This window comes from Ruegeria sp. AH12 (genome assembly GCF_056541465.1).
The window spans coordinates 100,441-115,953 of record NZ_JBQFYL010000010.1 but is presented as its reverse complement, the minus strand read 5'-3'; the positions used below and the strand labels follow the sequence as shown (position 1 = coordinate 115,953).

General features: G+C 58.6%; 17 protein-coding genes. 3 read left to right on the top strand and 14 right to left on the bottom strand.

The annotated features are described in order from the left end of the window. Window positions 1-53: 53 nt before the first annotated feature. Both ACR0EL_RS15110 and ACR0EL_RS15105 read right to left on the bottom strand, forming a co-directional pair. Window positions 54-725, bottom strand: coding sequence for a YiaD family glycine zipper/OmpA-like lipoprotein (locus tag ACR0EL_RS15110; RefSeq protein WP_480500773.1), 672 nt, complete (start codon window positions 723-725; stop codon window positions 54-56). Window positions 726-855: 130 nt separating this feature from the next. Then, window positions 856-1,551, bottom strand: coding sequence for a helix-turn-helix transcriptional regulator (locus tag ACR0EL_RS15105; protein ID WP_353009096.1), 696 nt, complete (start codon window positions 1,549-1,551; stop codon window positions 856-858). A gap of 104 nt (window positions 1,552-1,655) precedes the next feature. Between ACR0EL_RS15105 and ACR0EL_RS15100 the strand changes: the two genes are divergently transcribed. Next, window positions 1,656-1,847 carry a hypothetical protein gene (locus ACR0EL_RS15100; RefSeq protein ID WP_480500772.1) on the top strand — a complete coding sequence of 64 codons (192 nt, stop codon included), beginning with the start codon at window positions 1,656-1,658 and terminating at the stop codon, window positions 1,845-1,847. Between the two features lie 2 nt (window positions 1,848-1,849). Here the strand turns inward: ACR0EL_RS15100 and ACR0EL_RS15095 are convergent, their stop codons facing one another. Beyond that, a complete protein-coding gene (locus ACR0EL_RS15095; RefSeq protein ID WP_480500771.1) occupies window positions 1,850-2,497 on the bottom strand; it encodes an RluA family pseudouridine synthase in 648 nt (215 codons plus the stop codon). Between the two features lie 97 nt (window positions 2,498-2,594). On the opposite strand from ACR0EL_RS15095, the gene ACR0EL_RS15090 reads away from it, so the two are divergent. Together ACR0EL_RS15090 and ACR0EL_RS15085 are read left to right on the top strand one after the other, a co-directional pair. Beyond that, window positions 2,595-3,005 carry a nuclear transport factor 2 family protein gene (locus tag ACR0EL_RS15090; protein ID WP_480500770.1) on the top strand — a complete coding sequence of 137 codons (411 nt, stop codon included), beginning with the start codon at window positions 2,595-2,597 and terminating at the stop codon, window positions 3,003-3,005. A 2-nt stretch (window positions 3,006-3,007) separates the two neighbouring features. Further along, on the top strand, window positions 3,008-3,718 hold the full coding sequence (locus ACR0EL_RS15085; protein ID WP_480500768.1) for an SGNH/GDSL hydrolase family protein: 711 nt from the start codon (window positions 3,008-3,010) through the stop codon (window positions 3,716-3,718). On the opposite strand, the gene rarD is transcribed toward ACR0EL_RS15085, so the two are convergent. The 11 genes from rarD to ACR0EL_RS15030 all read right to left on the bottom strand — a co-directional run bounded on the left by rarD (window position 3,709) and on the right by ACR0EL_RS15030 (window position 15,510). Then, window positions 3,709-4,614 (bottom strand): EamA family transporter RarD, encoded by a 906-nt coding sequence (gene rarD, locus ACR0EL_RS15080; protein ID WP_480500767.1) that lies wholly within the window; start codon window positions 4,612-4,614, stop codon window positions 3,709-3,711. The genes ACR0EL_RS15085 and rarD overlap by 10 nt on opposite strands. A 263-nt stretch (window positions 4,615-4,877) precedes the next feature. Beyond that, window positions 4,878-7,331, bottom strand: a complete 2,454-nt coding sequence (locus ACR0EL_RS15075) for a GcvT family protein (RefSeq protein ID WP_480500766.1) — start codon at window positions 7,329-7,331, stop codon at window positions 4,878-4,880. A gap of 89 nt (window positions 7,332-7,420) precedes the next feature. Next, a complete protein-coding gene (locus ACR0EL_RS15070; protein ID WP_480500765.1) occupies window positions 7,421-8,404 on the bottom strand; it encodes a GlxA family transcriptional regulator in 984 nt (327 codons plus the stop codon). 17 nt (window positions 8,405-8,421) lie between these two features. Next, window positions 8,422-9,315, bottom strand: a complete 894-nt coding sequence (locus ACR0EL_RS15065) for a homocysteine S-methyltransferase family protein (protein ID WP_480500764.1) — start codon at window positions 9,313-9,315, stop codon at window positions 8,422-8,424. A 12-nt stretch (window positions 9,316-9,327) separates the two neighbouring features. Further along, on the bottom strand, window positions 9,328-10,380 hold the full coding sequence (locus tag ACR0EL_RS15060) for an alcohol dehydrogenase catalytic domain-containing protein (RefSeq protein WP_480500763.1): 1,053 nt from the start codon (window positions 10,378-10,380) through the stop codon (window positions 9,328-9,330). A 12-nt stretch (window positions 10,381-10,392) separates the two neighbouring features. Next, window positions 10,393-10,869 carry a cupin domain-containing protein gene (locus ACR0EL_RS15055; protein WP_480500762.1) on the bottom strand — a complete coding sequence of 159 codons (477 nt, stop codon included), beginning with the start codon at window positions 10,867-10,869 and terminating at the stop codon, window positions 10,393-10,395. 19 nt (window positions 10,870-10,888) lie between these two features. Next, window positions 10,889-13,339, bottom strand: a complete 2,451-nt coding sequence (locus tag ACR0EL_RS15050; protein ID WP_480500761.1) for a GcvT family protein — start codon at window positions 13,337-13,339, stop codon at window positions 10,889-10,891. 15 nt (window positions 13,340-13,354) lie between these two features. Continuing rightward, on the bottom strand, window positions 13,355-13,735 hold the full coding sequence (locus ACR0EL_RS15045) for a GFA family protein (protein ID WP_480500760.1): 381 nt from the start codon (window positions 13,733-13,735) through the stop codon (window positions 13,355-13,357). Window positions 13,736-13,739: 4 nt separating this feature from the next. After that, on the bottom strand, window positions 13,740-14,363 hold the full coding sequence (locus ACR0EL_RS15040) for a LysE family translocator (RefSeq protein ID WP_480500759.1): 624 nt from the start codon (window positions 14,361-14,363) through the stop codon (window positions 13,740-13,742). Further along, the gene (locus ACR0EL_RS15035; RefSeq protein WP_480500758.1) at window positions 14,363-14,932 is read right to left on the bottom strand and encodes a helix-turn-helix domain-containing protein; all 570 of its coding nucleotides are present in this window, start codon (window positions 14,930-14,932) and stop codon (window positions 14,363-14,365) included. Before ACR0EL_RS15035 ends, ACR0EL_RS15040 begins: the two co-directional genes overlap by 1 nt. A gap of 125 nt (window positions 14,933-15,057) precedes the next feature. After that, on the bottom strand, window positions 15,058-15,510 hold the full coding sequence (locus ACR0EL_RS15030) for a GAF domain-containing protein (RefSeq protein WP_480500757.1): 453 nt from the start codon (window positions 15,508-15,510) through the stop codon (window positions 15,058-15,060). Between the last annotated feature and the right edge of the window lie 3 nt (window positions 15,511-15,513).

Genomic DNA, 15,513 nt, shown 5'->3' with positions numbered 1-15,513 from the left:
TAGACCGGGACAAGCGCGATCCAAACCCCATTCCGTGCACAGGCCCTGCGCGATCAGGCGTTGCCGCTTGGAACGATCACGATCTCAACCCGGCGGTTCTGCGCCTTGCCCGCCGGTGTCAGGTTCGACGCGATTGGATTGTTCTCGCCCTGTCCGATGGTTGTGATGCGGTTATAGCCGACGCCGTTGGCTTGCAGAATGTCCGCGACCGCATTCGCACGACGGACCGACAGGCCCTGATTATACGCGGCATCGCCATCACTATCGGTATGGCCGATGATCTGCACATTCGAGTTGGGGTAGTTCACCAAGTTCTGCCCGACCTTCACCAGGTCCGAGCGCAAGGCCGGGCGTACAGTGGCGCTGTCGGTGTCAAAGGTGATGTCGTTCGGTACGGTCACAATCAGACGATCCCCGGTATTCACGATAGTGATGCCGTCATTGGCCAGTTGCTGGCGCAGTTCGGCTGCCTGACGGTCAAGCTGATTGCCGATCAGACCACCGCCTGCCGCACCAATTGCGCCGCCCGCCAACGCGCCCAGCAACGGGTCCGAGTCATTGGCGATGGCCCCGACCCCTGCCCCGACCAAACCGCCAATAAGCGCACCCTGCTTGGCATTCTGGTTTGGATCACCGGGTGCATTCAACGTACCCGGATCGGTACATGCTGCCAGCGCTAGGGCCGAGCCCAGCCCGGTTGCCATAAAAAACTTGGAAATCGTCATGATATCACCTTCTGCTCCGGCCCCCGGTTTGTTCGGGTTTGCCCTGTTCAGCCCGTTATATCATGGGGACTACCCAAAGGCTCAAGCAACAATGCGGTGAAGTCGGCGAATACCTGCCCAAACCCACCGATCAGGCGGTTTCGACATGGCTGTCCCAACGGGTCTGTTCCTGCCAAAGCGTGCGCAGGGAGTCACCCTGGCCGCAAAAGCTCTCATCTATGCTTTCGCTGGCCCAGATACGGTCCGTTCGAAAATGGCGAAACCCGCTGCGCAGCTCGCACCATGCGGCCAGCATCGTGCATTCGATATGGTAGATCAGGGCCACGGGGCGGACGACGCGAATGGTGCGTTCCTCTGCCCCATTCACATAAGTGATGCGGATTTTCTGTTCGCTGCGAATGGCCTCTCGATAGTTGGCAACTGGCACGCAGCCTTTGGCCGGATCATCCGGCGGTGTTCCCCAGGTCGAAACCTGCAGCCAGCGTCTGGGCGTGTCGTGCAGCGCGTCGATCTTGCGGCAGATGCGGCGGGCGGCTTCCTGCAGCTCACTATCGCCCGTACGCGCCAGAAGCGACAGCCCCACCCAAAGGGCCTCGACCTCTTCCGCATCGAAATTCAGCGGCGGCAGATCATATCCCCGGCGCATCAGATACCCGATCCCCGCCTCGCCTTCGATCGGGGTGCGCTGCGCCTGCAGCGCCGCGATATCGCGATAAACCGTGCGTGCCGAGACTTCGAGCTTGGCTGCCAATGCCTCGGCCGTCACCGGCGCATCAGCCGCGCGCAATATCTGGATGATTTCGAACAATCGGGTCGAACGGCGCATGTTTTTCTCCCTCAACGCTACTGACACATTAGCACGCCCCACTGACAAGGGGGTGTCAGGAGTGATGGGCGAAGCTGGAACAGTCCCGAAAAAGGAGTGATGGCATGCCCTATCTCGACAACCACGTCATGATGACCCTGAAACTTGGCCGCTGGTCGGACGACCACACGCTGCGCGCCTTTGAGATTGAACGCGAACTTGCGCAGGCGAGACAGCCCTGCCAAGCAAGAACAAAAAAGCGCAGGCGCCGCTTCTCATTGGGTAATCTGAAAATGCTGTGGACCAGTACGGCCTGAACTCAGAACTCCGCTGGTGCCCTGAATTTCATGGAAACCCCGCCTTCGGGGTTTTTCAGACGCAGTGCCTCGGAATGCAACATCAGGCGCTGGAAATCGCGCGCAGGGCCTTCGGCATAAAACGGGTCACCCAATATCGGGTGGCCCATTGCCAGCATATGAACTCGCAGCTGGTGTGACCGACCGGTCTTGGGAAACAGGCGCATACGGGTACTCTCACCTTCATGTTTCACAACGCGCCAGTCGGTCACCGCCAGTTTGCCGGTCTCATGACATACCATCTGACGCGGGCGGTTGGGCCAGTCGACGATCAGCGGCAAATCAACGGTTCCAGTCTTATCTTTGACCCGCCCCCAAACACGCGCAACATAAGTTTTTCGCGTCTGACGTTTCTCGAACTGCATGCTCAGATGCCGTTGCGCATGAGGGGTCTGGGCGAACACCATAACGCCCGAGGTATCCCGATCCAGCCGATGCACCAACAAGGCCTGCGGAAATGCGGCCTGGACACGGGTCAATAGACAATCCGCCAGATGATCACCCTTGCCCGGAACCGACAACAATCCCGAAGGTTTGTTGACCACGATCAACTGCGCATCTTCATGCAGCACATCCAGCGGTGTGTTCGGGGGATCATAGGCTTCGGTCATGCGCGCCTGCCTAACGCAGGGCGCACCCTACCGCAACGTCGTCCTTGCGTGCCACACGGTGTTCGTGAACCCTTGGACTGATCAAGGGAGAGATGCCATGCATCCAACAATCGAACACATGCAACAGGTTGTCGCCAAAGGGGATGAGACGCAGATCCGCGCTCTATTGGCCGAAGACGTCCGCTTTATGCCCCCGACCTATTTCAGCACATGGACAGGACGAGAGCCCGTCGCGGCTGTCCTAGGCCACGTGGGGCAGGTATTTTCCGACTTTCGGTATCGACGGATCATGGGCAGCGGCTGCGATTGGGCATTGGAATTTCAATGCAAGGTCGCTGATCTGGACGCGGTTGGCGTGGATCTGATCACGCTCAACGACGACGGCCTGATAGAGGAATTCGAGGTTGTCATGCGCCCTTACAAAACCATCGGCGCCCTGCGAGAGGCGATGATGGCCCGCGTCACACGCGATCCGCGCTTTCTGGACTTCAAATCCGCACTCAGCTGACGATGCCGCTCCCGATTGCCTCCGATCAGATCGTCCGCGTGCCATTGGCCCCGGTTCTTGCACTACAGGGTCTGGCGGTGCGTCGCAGGGTTCAAATGCTGCCGGAACCCGCTGGCCCGCGCCAGGGGCAAATCGGTCATGGGCCCCGGCTGCGCCTGTTGATCACGGGTGACAGTTCTGCCGCGGGGGTCGGCGCAGGCAGGCAAGATCAGGCCCTTTCCGGCCATTTGCTGCATCACCTGTCCAAGCATCACGCGGTCGAATGGCGGCTAGAAGCCACCACCGGGCATACAACTCAGGACACGCTTAACCGGCTGTCGCAGCTAGGCGGCACATATGACGCTGTTGTCACTGCATTGGGGGTGAATGATGTGACCCGTGGTGTCACGCTGAAACGTTTCATCGAACGCCAGACCCAATTGGCGACGCTGCTGACGCAGAAGTTTGGCGCATGTCGGGTCGTGGTTACAGCCGTCCCCCAAATGAACCGGTTTCCTGCTCTGCCGCAGCCTCTGGCATGGGTTCTAGGCCAGCAATCCGCGCGACTCGACCAGGGTTTGCAACGAGTGGTAGCTGCGTACCCAGAACTCAGGCATCTGAAACTGGATCTACCTGACGATCAAGCCCTGGTCGCACCGGACGGCTATCATCCCAGCCCCAAGACCTATGCGATCTGGGCTGAAAGAGCAGCGAAACTTTTGCTTCAAACCTGACGCCGCGCCTGTCGGATCATCGGAATCGAATAGACAATCAGTGCCGCCCAGATCAACGGAAACGCAATCATCCGGCCACGATCAATCTGCTCTCCGAACAATGTGATCGCAGTGATAAAAATCATTGTGGGCGCGATGTATTGCAGAATACCCATTGTCGACAATCGCACCAGCTTGGCTCCGTTGGCGTAGACCAACAAAGGCACAGCGGTCACAATACCTGCGCAAGACAAGAGCAGAGTGTCAGACGTAACTACCCCGAAATGGCCAGTGCCTTGCACACCCAACCATGTCACATAAGCCAGCGCTGGGATCAGCAGGATCAGCACTTCTAGCAGAAACCCCTGATTGGGACCAATGGGCAGAGAGCGTTTGAAAAAGGCATAAAAACCCCAGCTGACCATCAAACCCAATGCGGCCCAAGGCAACCGCCCGGCCTCGAACACCAAAACCAGAACACCCAGCGCGGCCAGACCAACCGCAACAAGCTGCGTTCGGTTCAACGGCTCGCGCAACAATATCGCGCCCAGAGCGATGCTGAACAAAGGATTGATGTAATACCCCAACGCAGCATCCAGCGCATGCCCGGTTGAAATCGCCCAAACATAAATCGCCCAGTTCACTGAAATCAGCGCAGCCGTGACCGCCGCCATCCCCAGCATCTTAGGATTACCAAGGGCCGCTTTCAGATCCCCCGTACGCCCCAGCAGGATCAACAATAGGCCCGCAACCGGCACCGACCAGATCACACGATGTGCAACCACTTCGACCGGACCAATATGATCCATCGCTTTCATGTAAAGCGGCAGGAAACCCCAAAGAACATAAGCCGTAACCGCAAGCACCAACCCCTTTGGTGTATCTACATTCTGTGGTGAAGAGGGTGTGCGTGACACGGCAAATCTCCGGTTGATACCGGACCGGTGTACGGCAATTCCTAAGGGGTTGAAAACTCCGAAATCGGTGAAGCCCGACATAACGAATAGTGATGGGTCAATGTCTGACTCTATGCACAATTCAGTTCAAATTCAGCGAGGCTCTGCCTCGCGCTCCCAGATATTTTTAGCCAGATGAAGTCAGAATCCCGTGCTTCATCTGGCCCGAAATATCTAGGGGGAGCTGCCCGAAGGGCGCCGGGGGCAGAGCCCCCTGATCCGTCTCAGACTTTGACGCGTTCGGATTTGGGATCATACATTGGCTTCAAGGACGCTTCGGCTTTGACCTTCACGCCACAGACATCGATCTCGTAAGTCGACGCCAGCACCTCGGCCGGTTTCTCACCTTCACAAGGAACATAGCCCATGCCGATGGCACCGCCTAACGTATGGCCGTAGTTGCCCGAACTCAGATAGCCGACATATTCGCCATCCCGCACAATCGGTTCGTTATGGAACAGGAGCGGTTCGGGATCGGTCAGTTTGAACTGTACCAGACGGCTTTGAGGCCCATTTTCCTTGCGTGTGATCACGGCCTCACGGCCAATGAAATCGCAGCCCTTGTCGACCTTGACGGCAAAGCCTAGCCCTGCATCGACCACATGATCTTCGCAGGTGATATCATGCCCGAAATGGCGGAAACCTTTTTCAATCCGGCAGCTGTCCATCATATGCATCCCGCACAGCTTCAGCCCCATGTCTTGCCCGGCGTCATGTAGCGTTTCGAACACATGGCCGGCCATATCTGAGGAGACATAGATCTCCCAACCAAGCTCACCCACATAGGTCACCCGATGGACGCGGGCCAGGCCCATGCCGATTTCGATGTTCTGCGCGGTACCAAAAGGGTTGGTCGCGTTCGTGAAATCCGCCGGAGAGACCTTTTCCAGCAACGCGCGCGCATTGGGTCCCATGACGGCCAGAACACCTTCGCCCGCGGTGACATCCGTGATGACCACGTCGAAATTACCCGCATGGCGCATCATCCAGGTCTGATCAGCCAAGCGGGTCGCCGCCGGGGTGACCACCAGATAGGCGGTCTCGGTGAGGCGGGTAACTGTCACGTCGGCCTCGATCCCACCCGCTCGGTTCAGGAACTGGGTGTAGACGATCTTGCCATTGGCGACCGCGTAATCGCCGCCGCCGATATAGTTCATGAACTTCTCGGCATCCGGCCCTTCAACGCGGATTTTGCCGAAGGAAGACATGTCATACATGCCGACATTTTCGCGCACGGCCCGGTGTTCGGCGGCAGAGTTTTCGAACCAGTTCTGTCGTTTCCAGCTATACTGATACTCGCGTTCCTGCCCGTCATTGGCGAACCAGTTGGCGCGTTCCCAACCGGCCAATTCGCCGAAAACGGCCCCTTGTTCCTTCAGGTGATGATGGAACGGCGTCCGGCGCACACCGCGTGCGGTGGCCTTTTGGCGATAGGGGTAGTGATCAGCGTAAAGTAGGCCCAATGTCTCTTTCGAGCGTTCAAACAAATACTGCTTGTTGCCCTGAAACGGCTGCATCCGGCTGATATCCACATCGCCCAGATCAAAGGGTTTCTCGCCCGTATCCATCCACTCGGCCAGCGCCATGCCTGCGCCACCGGCGGATTGGATGCCGATGGAGTTGAACCCGGCGGCGACCCAGACATTGTCCATCTCAGGCGCAAGGCCCAGATGATAGGCATCGTCGGGCGTAAAGCTTTCCGGTCCGTTAAAGAAGGTATGAATCCCTGCTTCGGCCAGCATCGGCATGCGCTCACAGGCAGCTTCGAGGATCGGTTCGAAATGGTCGAAATCCTCGGGCAATTGATCGAACTCGAAGCTGTCGGGGATGCCGTTCATCGCCCAGGGCTTGGCGTTTGGCTCAAACGCGCCCAGCAGGATTTTCCCTGCGTCTTCTTTGTAATAGGCACATTCATCCGGTACACGCAGCACCGGCAACTGAGTCAGACCGTCTATCCCTTCAGTCACGATGTAGAAATGCTCACACGCGTGCAGCGGCACATTCACACCCGCCATGCGTCCAACTTCATGTCCCCACATTCCGGCACAGTTCACCACCATTTCGCATTCGATATGGCCCGAAGTACTGCCATCGTCGGCGACCCAGTCCACGCCCGTGACCTTGCGGCCCTGTTTGACGACATCTGTGACTTTCACCCGTTCCTTGACGACACCACCGCGCTGGCGGGCACCTTTGGCCAGCGCCAGCGCAATGTTCGCCGGATCACCCTGCCCGTCCAGAGGCAGGTAAACGGCCCCTTTTACTCCTTCAAGATTGATGTGCGGATACAGCTCTTGCACGCGCTCGTTCGAGATCTCTTCGACCTCAACACCGAACGCGCGGGCCATGGCGGCCTGACGGTAGATCTCTTCCTTGCGCTCATCGGTCAAGGCCACGGTGATCGAACCGCAGCGTTTGAACCCGGTGGCCACGCCAGTTTCCTCCTCCAGCGCGCCATAAAGCTCCTGACTGTATTTCGCCAGTTTGGTCATGTTTGCCGTCGCGCGCAGCTGCGCGATCAGGCCGGCCGCATGCCATGTCGTGCCGCTGGTCAATTGCTTGCGCTCAAGCAGGACAACATCTTGCCAGCCCTTCTTGGTCAGGTGATAGGCAACCGAGCATCCAATTACACCGCCACCGATGATGACCACTCGGGCTTTGCTGGGCAGATCAACCATTGTGCAGACTCCGCTTTGTCAGGTTTTCCCCTGCATCGCATGGAAGATCGACAGAAAACCTGTCAAAAACGTCAGCACAACTACAAAAATCACCTATGCGCGGTTTGCCTCTTCTGGCGCCGCATCGCGAAAGGCGTGACCCCAAAAAAGCTTCGGTAGACCGACGAGAACCCGTTTGGAAAGCCGCAGGCGAGGCCGATCTCACGGACGCTCATGGTTGTGTTCAGCAACAGGTTGTTGGCCTTGGCCAGCCGCATTTCCCGATAAAACCCATTGGGCGTGGTGCCGAAGAAGGCTTTGAATTTCCGTTCCAGCGACCTGTTCGACAGGCCCAGCAGGTCTACGATCTCATGAATCGGCAGCGGTTCTTCGATATTGGCCTGCATCAGCTTGATACATTGATCCAGCTTGAGGTCCCCGGTCGCCGTGGTCTTTGCCCCGGAAAACGGCTGTAAGGACGAAAAATCGCGGATGTTTTCATGCAGCATGATATCAGCCACTGTCATTTGCACAGCGCCTGAGATGTGGCGCCCGATCACCGCCAGCGCGATATCTGTCGTCGCGCCCATCCCGGCGCAGGTGACCACCGCTCCACGTTCGGTTGCGATTGATAGTTTGGCCTCAAAACCTGCGCCACGTTCGCGCAGGAAAGAAGCGTTTTCCCAATGCGTTGCCAAATCGGCTGTGCCCTGTTCGTCTATGTAACGGCTGGCTGCTTCGGCCAATAGGAATACCTGCGCACCGCGATAGGTATAGTCCGATACGACACGGCCCAGTGACAGGTCTGGCTGATCCGGGTTGGTATTGCCTATGACAAAAAGGTAGGTCGCCGTCGGGTTGGGCAAAACGGCTTTGGTCTCAACGGTTGCGTCGCTGCTGCTGGCAATAGGTCCGCCGCGCAGGGATCGGTAGCTGAAAGAAAATCGGGGCGACGGGCAGACCCGGTTTGCAATGCGCAAGACATCCACCAACGAGGCCAGTTCTAGCAGCACATAGCCCGGCGCGACCAGTATGTCGAAATGAACAAGATCAGCGCCTTGATCGGCAGAGGCTGAAACGGGTGTCTCTGTCATTCCGCCCCGCACATGTCTCAGACGATCTTATGGCCGGCAGATTTAAGGCGCTGTGCTAGTGCTTCGATATGGTCCGGGCCGATCTCACAGCATCCGCCGACTATCGTTGCACCTTGATTGACCCAAGCCATGGCATGATCGGCATAGGCCTCGGGGCTCAGGTCATTGCGCCGTTCCAGCGCATCAACAGTCGGGGCGTCTTTCAGGAACCCATCTGCGATATGGGTGAAACCATTGGCATAGGCCCCGAATGGCAGATCCATACCGGACAAAACATCCAACGCCGCCGGGACTGCCTCGGGCCGCGAGCAGTTGATCAGAACGGCGTCGGGGTGATGGTCGGCGACCAGTGGGGCGATTTCCTGCAGCGGCTCGCCTGAGCGCAGGCGTGTTCCGTCCTCATCCATCACCGACACGGCCAGCCAGACAGGCTTGCCACAGTTGGCCGTCCCGCGCAGGGCTCCTTCAGCCTCAAGAACCGAAGACACGGTTTCATGCAGGAACAGATCCACGTCATCCGCCATCAACGCGACCAGTTCGCTGAACTTTTGGGCCGCGTCGTCCGGGTCAGGCATCAGGTCGGGCCGGTATGACGCCAGCAGAGGCCCCAACGATCCAGCGACCCGCCCGACCCCATCCGGCCGCGCGGCCTTAGCCTGGGTCACAGCGGTTTGAATCAGCAACGACAGCTGATCCTCGATCCCTTCGCGCACCAGGCGCGAGCGGTGAACAGCATAGGTGTTGGTCGTGGCAACGGTTGCGCCGCGCGCGAAGTATTCGGCATGAACCTCACGGACCAGTTCGGGATGATCGATCATCACTCGCGTTGACCACAAGGGTGTCGGGCGCTTGCTGCTGCGCTTCACCAGCTCTTGCCCGATTGAGCCATCCAACAAAGTAATCTCCGCCATACCAAACCTTCCTTACGGGATCAGCACCAGTTTCCCCGGCAGCGCTTTGGACTGAAACGCCTCTTGCGCCTGGGTGATATCCTTTAAGGGATATGTTTGGGAGATCAACGGTTTGATGTGACCAACATTCATCAGTTCGACCAAGCGGCCAAAGACCTCGGGCGATTGATGCGTGCAGCCGTGGATGGTGATGTCACGCAGATAGATATCGCGCAGGTCTGCCTGTACAATCGGGCCTGCAATTGCGCCGGATACGGCGTAGTGGCCGCCGGGTTTCAGCGCAAGGATCAGATTTGCCCATGCCGGGCCACCAACCACGTCGATTACAACATCGAACATATCGGTAGGCAGAGGCGCATCGCGGTCAAAGGTTCCGACTGCGCCTTGAGATTTCACCACCTCGGCTTTGACTTCCCCGGTAACGCCCCAGACCTGCACGCCCCGCAGACGGGCCAGTTGCACGGCGGCCAGGCCAACGCCACCCGATGCGCCGGTAATCAGGGCCTTGTGACCAGCGGTGACACCCGCGCGGGTTAGCAGATTCTCGGCGGTCCCAAAGGCGCAAGGTATGGCCGCGATCTCGATATCTGACAGGGGCGAAGCGGAGACGTCATAAAGATCATCCGCCTCAACCAGACAATATTGCGCAAAGGCGCCATCGATCTCGGACCCCAGCGCAATGTACCCGTGTGGGTGACCGGGGCGCGGACGCGGCAGGTTGATCGGGCAGGTCACACGCTGCCCCGGTTTGAACCCCACATCAGAACCGATAGCTTCGACAATGCCGCACAGATCACCCCCCTGAATCCGAGGGAATTGTAACGCACCGTCCCAGCCCCCGGCCTCGACATCCTGATCGACGTCGTCTGTGGACCCCTTTACATCCGAAGAGTACCAGCCGACCCGTGTATTGATATCCGTGTTATTGACCCCGGCAGCTGCAACGCGCACCAGAACCTGCCCTGGTCCAGGTGTTGGCACTGGAATATCCTCGCGCCATTCCAGCGCCTGGGGCCCACCATGGTGGGTCAGGTAAACGCCGGACATTTTGGTCGGGATGGTCATAGGGGTCGCTGGTCAATCTGCGTCATCGGGATGGGGAGGAACGGGGCCCATCGGGACAATGTCGTAGCGGGCATTGAGTGCTGCCATCTTCGCTTCATCGGCAAAGTCAGCCTCACTCATATTCGCCATCTCAGCCAGAAAATCATCAAAACCCGAAGGTTGGTAGATCATCAGCATCCTTGCGGGTGCATTGCCCGCTGTTCGGCACGCGTGCGGTACACCGGGGGGCACGTGCATCGTTGTCCCTGCCCCGCAGCGATGCCAATCGCCATCGATGTAAAAATCAACCTCACCATCCAGAAAATAGAACGTTTCAGCGTGAGTTTCATGACGATGAAGGCCAAGCGCGAAGCTGGCCTTCAGGTTGTCCTCCATCAGGGTATAAGCGCCATTCGTATCGCGACCGGACACTTTCACAAACGTATGGTCGTTTTCCCAGTCATAGTTGGGGCCTTCACCAGGCCCCAGAACTGAATAGCGTTTGCCCATATGGTCTTCCTTTCAACGGTCAGGCGCGCAGCCGCTCGTTCGCCGGATCCCAGAGCGGTTGGTCCTGTTCTACCACAGCGCGGTATTTCTGGCCGTAGATTTCCACCTGAAGCTCGGTTCCGGGGTTCGCAGCATCAGTTTTGACCATGCCCAGCGCGATGGACTTTCCAACGCGATAGCCCCATGCGCCCGAGGTCGTTTCACCCACGATCTGATCGCCCTGCCAGATGCAGGACATGTAAGGCGCGTCGCAATCGCCCGCCTCAACGGTCAGCGTGACAAAGGCTTTCTTCACCCCTTGCTGCTTTTCGTTCAGGATTGCAGCCTTGCCGGGGAAGTCCTGGGGCTTGTCCAGTTTAACGAACCGCTCCAACCCGCCTTCGAGCAGCGAGTAATCGGTCGACAGATCGCCCTTCCACGCACGGTAACCCTTTTCGATGCGCAGGGAGTTCAAGGCATACATGCCGAACGGTTTGGCCCCGGCGTCGAGGATCGCGTCGTAGATGGCTGGCATATCCGCGTTCAGGGCATGGACTTCCCAGCCCAGTTCTCCTGCGAAGGACACGCGGATCAGATGGGCAGGCTGCCCGGCCACAGTGGCGCTTTGATGGGTCAGCCATCCCAGCGACAGGTCGGCATCGGTCAGACCCGAAAGAACCTCGCGCGATTTCGGGCCGGTCACGATCAGCGTGTCGCGTGTTGTGGTGACATCCTCGACACTGACGTTAGCGGGCATCGCGGCTTTCAGGATATCACGGTCATGCCACTGTGCTGTCGCGGCGGTGATCATGACGAACTCATCCTCGCCCAGTCGCAGGCAGGACATCTCGGTTAGGATGCGACCTCGCGGATCGGAGATGTAGACCAGGTTGATACGACCGACCTTGGGCAGGCCGCCCGCGACCAGCCCGCGCAGCGCTTCGGCCGCGCCGTCACCCTTGACCATGAACCGAGAGAACCCGGGCAGGTCCAGCACGCCGCAATGGTCACGCACCGTCTCGCATTCTTCCTTGACCCGCTGCTCCCACGGACCCGAACGTCCCCAGGTATGGGTGGCAGCCAACGAAGTATCGTCGCCCGGCTTCGCGAACCAGTTGGCGCGTTCCCAGCCGTTGTACGCGCCCATGACGCCCCCTTGTGCGATGATCTTGTTATGCACTGGAGACAGCTTCTTGTCTCGCGCGGCAGGCCATTCGTGGTGGGGGAAATGCATGGCGTATTCGTTGCCATAAACCTCCAGGCCCTTCTGGTTACAGTAGTCCTGATCGGTATAATCTGTGTATCGGCGCGGATCGACGGCCCACATATCCCATTCGGTGGCGCCATCAACGATCCATTCGGCCAGCACCTTGCCGGCGCCCCCGCCCTGCGCGATGCCAAAGGTAAAGGTGTGGGCTTCAAACGCGTTCTTCACACCCGGCATTGGGCCGATCAACGGCAGACCGTCCGGCGCATAGGGGATCGGGCCATTGATAACGCGGCCAACGCCCGAGGTCGCCATCAGCGGCACCCGCTCCATCGCATCGGTGACGATGTCTTCGATCCGGTCCAAATCGTCGTTCCAGAGTTGGAACGAGAAATCCTCGGGCATCGGGTCATCTTCGGTCATCCAGTGGCCCTTACAGTTGGGCTCATACGGGCCAAGGTTGAAGCCGTGCTTCTCTTGTCGCAGGTAGTAAGAGATATCCACGTCGCGCAGTAGAGGCAGTTTCTTCCCACCGTTTTCCTTCGACCACGCTTCGACTTCGGGGACTTCGTCGGTCAGCAGATACTGATGGCTCATGACCATGGCGGGCACGGTGCGGCCGCCGAAGGGCTTGAACCATTCACCCACGCGCTGTGCGTAGTAACCGGCGGCATTGACCACATAGTCACAGTCGATGTCGCCTTTGTCAGTATGCACGGTCCAGGTGCCATCATCATGCTGGGTCACACCTGTCGCCGGGCAGAAGCGGATGATCTTTTGACCCATATCGCGGGCTCCTTTGGCCAGCGCCTGTGTCAGCTGTGCCGGATCGATATCACCATCTGTTGGGTCATACAGAACACCTTCAAGATCATGCGTTTCCAGGAACGGATAGCGTTCCTTGGCCTCTTCCGGGGTCCACATTTCCATCGGAATGCCCTGATACAGGCCCATCGACATGGCGTGCTCGAATTCCTGCATCCGCTCTTTGCTGTGAGCCAGACGGATCGAGCCCGAGACGTGGTAGTTCATCGGATAATCGACCTCTTCGGCCAGCCGTGAATACAGCTCGGTCGAATAGCGCTGCATGTTCATGATCGCCCATGAATTCGAGAAGGTCGGCACGTTGCCCGCCGCATGCCATGTCGATCCAGCAGTTAGCTCGTTCTTTTCCAGAAGAACGCAATCGGTCCAGCCCTTCTTGGCCAGATGATACAGCGAGGAGGTCCCCACCACACCGCCACCGATGATAACCACGCGGGCTTTTGTTGGAAAATCGCTCATGTGTCTTGATCCCTGTTACTGTGCCCGTTGGGGCAGGTCGTCCGTGATGTCGTAGTAGTCGCCCTTGTCGACGACGAAGATGTGTTTCGAAAGCGTCAGGCCCGTGGGTTCCCTCAACGCGCCCATGGAGATGGAAATCGTGTCCTCGTCGTTGTGCTGCCAGAACAGGAACGAGCCGCACGTGCTGCAAAAACCGCGTCGGGCGGCCTCTGAAGCACGAAACCAGCGCAGCGTGTCACTGGCGGTAAAACTCAAGTTGTCGTGATGGGTCGAGGTCGACGACCAGATATGCCCCGATTGCTTGCGGCATTGGCCGCAATGGCAGACCGAGGGCGGTGACAGGTCGCCGTCGATCGAAAACGCAACCGCACCGCATAGGCAGGAACCGGACTGCATGTGTCTATCCCTTTGCTGCTGGCGTTGAGCTGGCTCCCAGCAACACGCCATAGATGATGAAACAGGTCGCCATCACGCGGCGCACCCAGATGTTGAACACGGCCCCTAGCGCGGCTTTGCCCATCAACGCACCCAGCACCGTGAACCCGGTATAGCTAAGTGTGGTGATGACCAGCGCGGTCGGCATGATCACCCCCATCTGCTGCCAGATCGGCACATCCGGCTGCACAAACTGCGAGAAAGCGGCAAGATACCCGGCCACACTTTTGGGATTGATCGTCGCGACAGCCAGCGCATGCAGATAGACATGCCGCGCGGGTCTTTCGGATGCCGGTGCCGGTTTCGTCGCGTTCATCCAAGCCCGAACACCAACCCAGATCAAGAACCCCGCCCCCACCAGTTTGGCGATGAAGAACCCGGTCGGCGAGGCCGCGATCAGCGCAGTGATGCCCAGCGCGGACAGGATCAGAAACGCACTGGCTTGGGTTAGGATGGCCAAAACCCCCAGCAGTGCTTTGGGTAGCGGCAGGCTCATCCCATTCGAAATACAATTGACCGCATTCGGCCCCGGGGTGGTGACGAAGACCACCCAGAACAGCGCGAATATGGTCCAGGCTTCAAAGCTCATCAATACACCGGCGGAGCGATCACCCAGATAGCCACTGCAGGCTCATCATAGGGGTTCGCCCATTGATAGGGTTCATGCTTAATCCGAAAACTGTCGCCCGGTTCGACGGTGTATTGACGCGCGCCGATGGTCAGATCCAGCCGGCCCGAGATCATATATCCAACTTCCTGCGTCGGTCGATTGGCAGGCTTTTGCATTTTCGATCGAGGCTCAAATGTGGAATGGACCATTTCGAAATCGTCTGTCAGATCGGGCGAAAGCAGCTCTTCAATCAGCCCTTCCTCGCCCGAGCCCATTGGTCGGCGTGACCCGGCACGGACCACATAACCTTGCTCTTCCGCGGGCACCGAGGAATGCGCAAACAACATTGACATCGGCACGCCCAGACATTCTGCAATCTGGCGCAGGTCCGAGATCGACGGATCGGACATGTCGCGCTCAACCTGGCTGAGCCACCCGACGGAGCGGTTAAGACGCTCGGCAATCTCGGACAAGGTTAGCCCCCGCGCCTTGCGCAGGGCGCGCAGGTCCGCGCCGAGTGTGGCGCTTTGCGGGGCCTGACTGTTCAAAGGGATCTCCGAATCTCGTGAAATTTACATCTCATTTTTCACGATGGCGCAGTTCTGTGAAATTTCCAAGAGTTTTTTCACGACCACTTAGACGGTGTTAATGTATGGATAAGGGCGCGTGAGAATTAGCCGCCGAACGTCTGGGTCAGGATCGATGCAAGGCGATTTGCATCGGTTTGATCAAATGCGTCGGGCTGATCACTGTCTATGTCAAATACCGCGATCAGCGCACCCGTGGCGTCGCGAACCGGCAGAACCAGCTCGGACCGGGTGGACGAGGCACAGGCGATATGGCCGGGAAAAGCGTCCACATCCGGCACCAGTTGCACCTCACCCGTGCGCGCGGCGGCCCCGCAGACGCCGCGTTCAAACGGAATGACCAGACAGCCATGGCCCCCCTGATACGGTCCGATCTTCAGCAGGCCGGGCTCGGTCACGCGGTAGAACCCGGTCCAGTCAAACCGATCATCGGAGTGATGCACCTCGCAGGCGATGGTGGCCATAAGGGCAACATGATCCGTTTCCCCCTCAGTCAGGGACGCAATGGTTTTGGCAAGGGTATCGTAGTCGACGGTCATGAC

Bases quoted from the DNA above. Each gene is read 5' to 3' on its own strand.
- ACR0EL_RS15110 (WP_480500773.1), bottom strand. From the start codon at position 725: ATGACGATTTCCAAGTTTTTTATGGCAACCGGGCTGGGCTCGGCCCTA.
- ACR0EL_RS15105 (WP_353009096.1), bottom strand. From the start codon at position 1,551: ATGCGCCGTTCGACCCGATTGTTCGAAATCATCCAGATATTGCGCGCG.
- ACR0EL_RS15100 (WP_480500772.1), top strand. From the start codon at position 1,656: ATGCCCTATCTCGACAACCACGTCATGATGACCCTGAAACTTGGCCGC.
- ACR0EL_RS15095 (WP_480500771.1), bottom strand. From the start codon at position 2,497: ATGACCGAAGCCTATGATCCCCCGAACACACCGCTGGATGTGCTGCAT.
- ACR0EL_RS15090 (WP_480500770.1), top strand. From the start codon at position 2,595: ATGCATCCAACAATCGAACACATGCAACAGGTTGTCGCCAAAGGGGAT.
- ACR0EL_RS15085 (WP_480500768.1), top strand. From the start codon at position 3,008: ATGCCGCTCCCGATTGCCTCCGATCAGATCGTCCGCGTGCCATTGGCC.
- ACR0EL_RS15075 (WP_480500766.1), bottom strand. From the start codon at position 7,331: ATGGTTGATCTGCCCAGCAAAGCCCGAGTGGTCATCATCGGTGGCGGT.
- ACR0EL_RS15070 (WP_480500765.1), bottom strand. From the start codon at position 8,404: ATGACAGAGACACCCGTTTCAGCCTCTGCCGATCAAGGCGCTGATCTT.
- ACR0EL_RS15065 (WP_480500764.1), bottom strand. From the start codon at position 9,315: ATGGCGGAGATTACTTTGTTGGATGGCTCAATCGGGCAAGAGCTGGTG.
- ACR0EL_RS15060 (WP_480500763.1), bottom strand. From the start codon at position 10,380: ATGACCATCCCGACCAAAATGTCCGGCGTTTACCTGACCCACCATGGT.
- ACR0EL_RS15055 (WP_480500762.1), bottom strand. From the start codon at position 10,869: ATGGGCAAACGCTATTCAGTTCTGGGGCCTGGTGAAGGCCCCAACTAT.
- ACR0EL_RS15050 (WP_480500761.1), bottom strand. From the start codon at position 13,339: ATGAGCGATTTTCCAACAAAAGCCCGCGTGGTTATCATCGGTGGCGGT.
- ACR0EL_RS15045 (WP_480500760.1), bottom strand. From the start codon at position 13,735: ATGCAGTCCGGTTCCTGCCTATGCGGTGCGGTTGCGTTTTCGATCGAC.
- ACR0EL_RS15040 (WP_480500759.1), bottom strand. From the start codon at position 14,363: ATGAGCTTTGAAGCCTGGACCATATTCGCGCTGTTCTGGGTGGTCTTC.
- ACR0EL_RS15030 (WP_480500757.1), bottom strand. From the start codon at position 15,510: ATGACCGTCGACTACGATACCCTTGCCAAAACCATTGCGTCCCTGACT.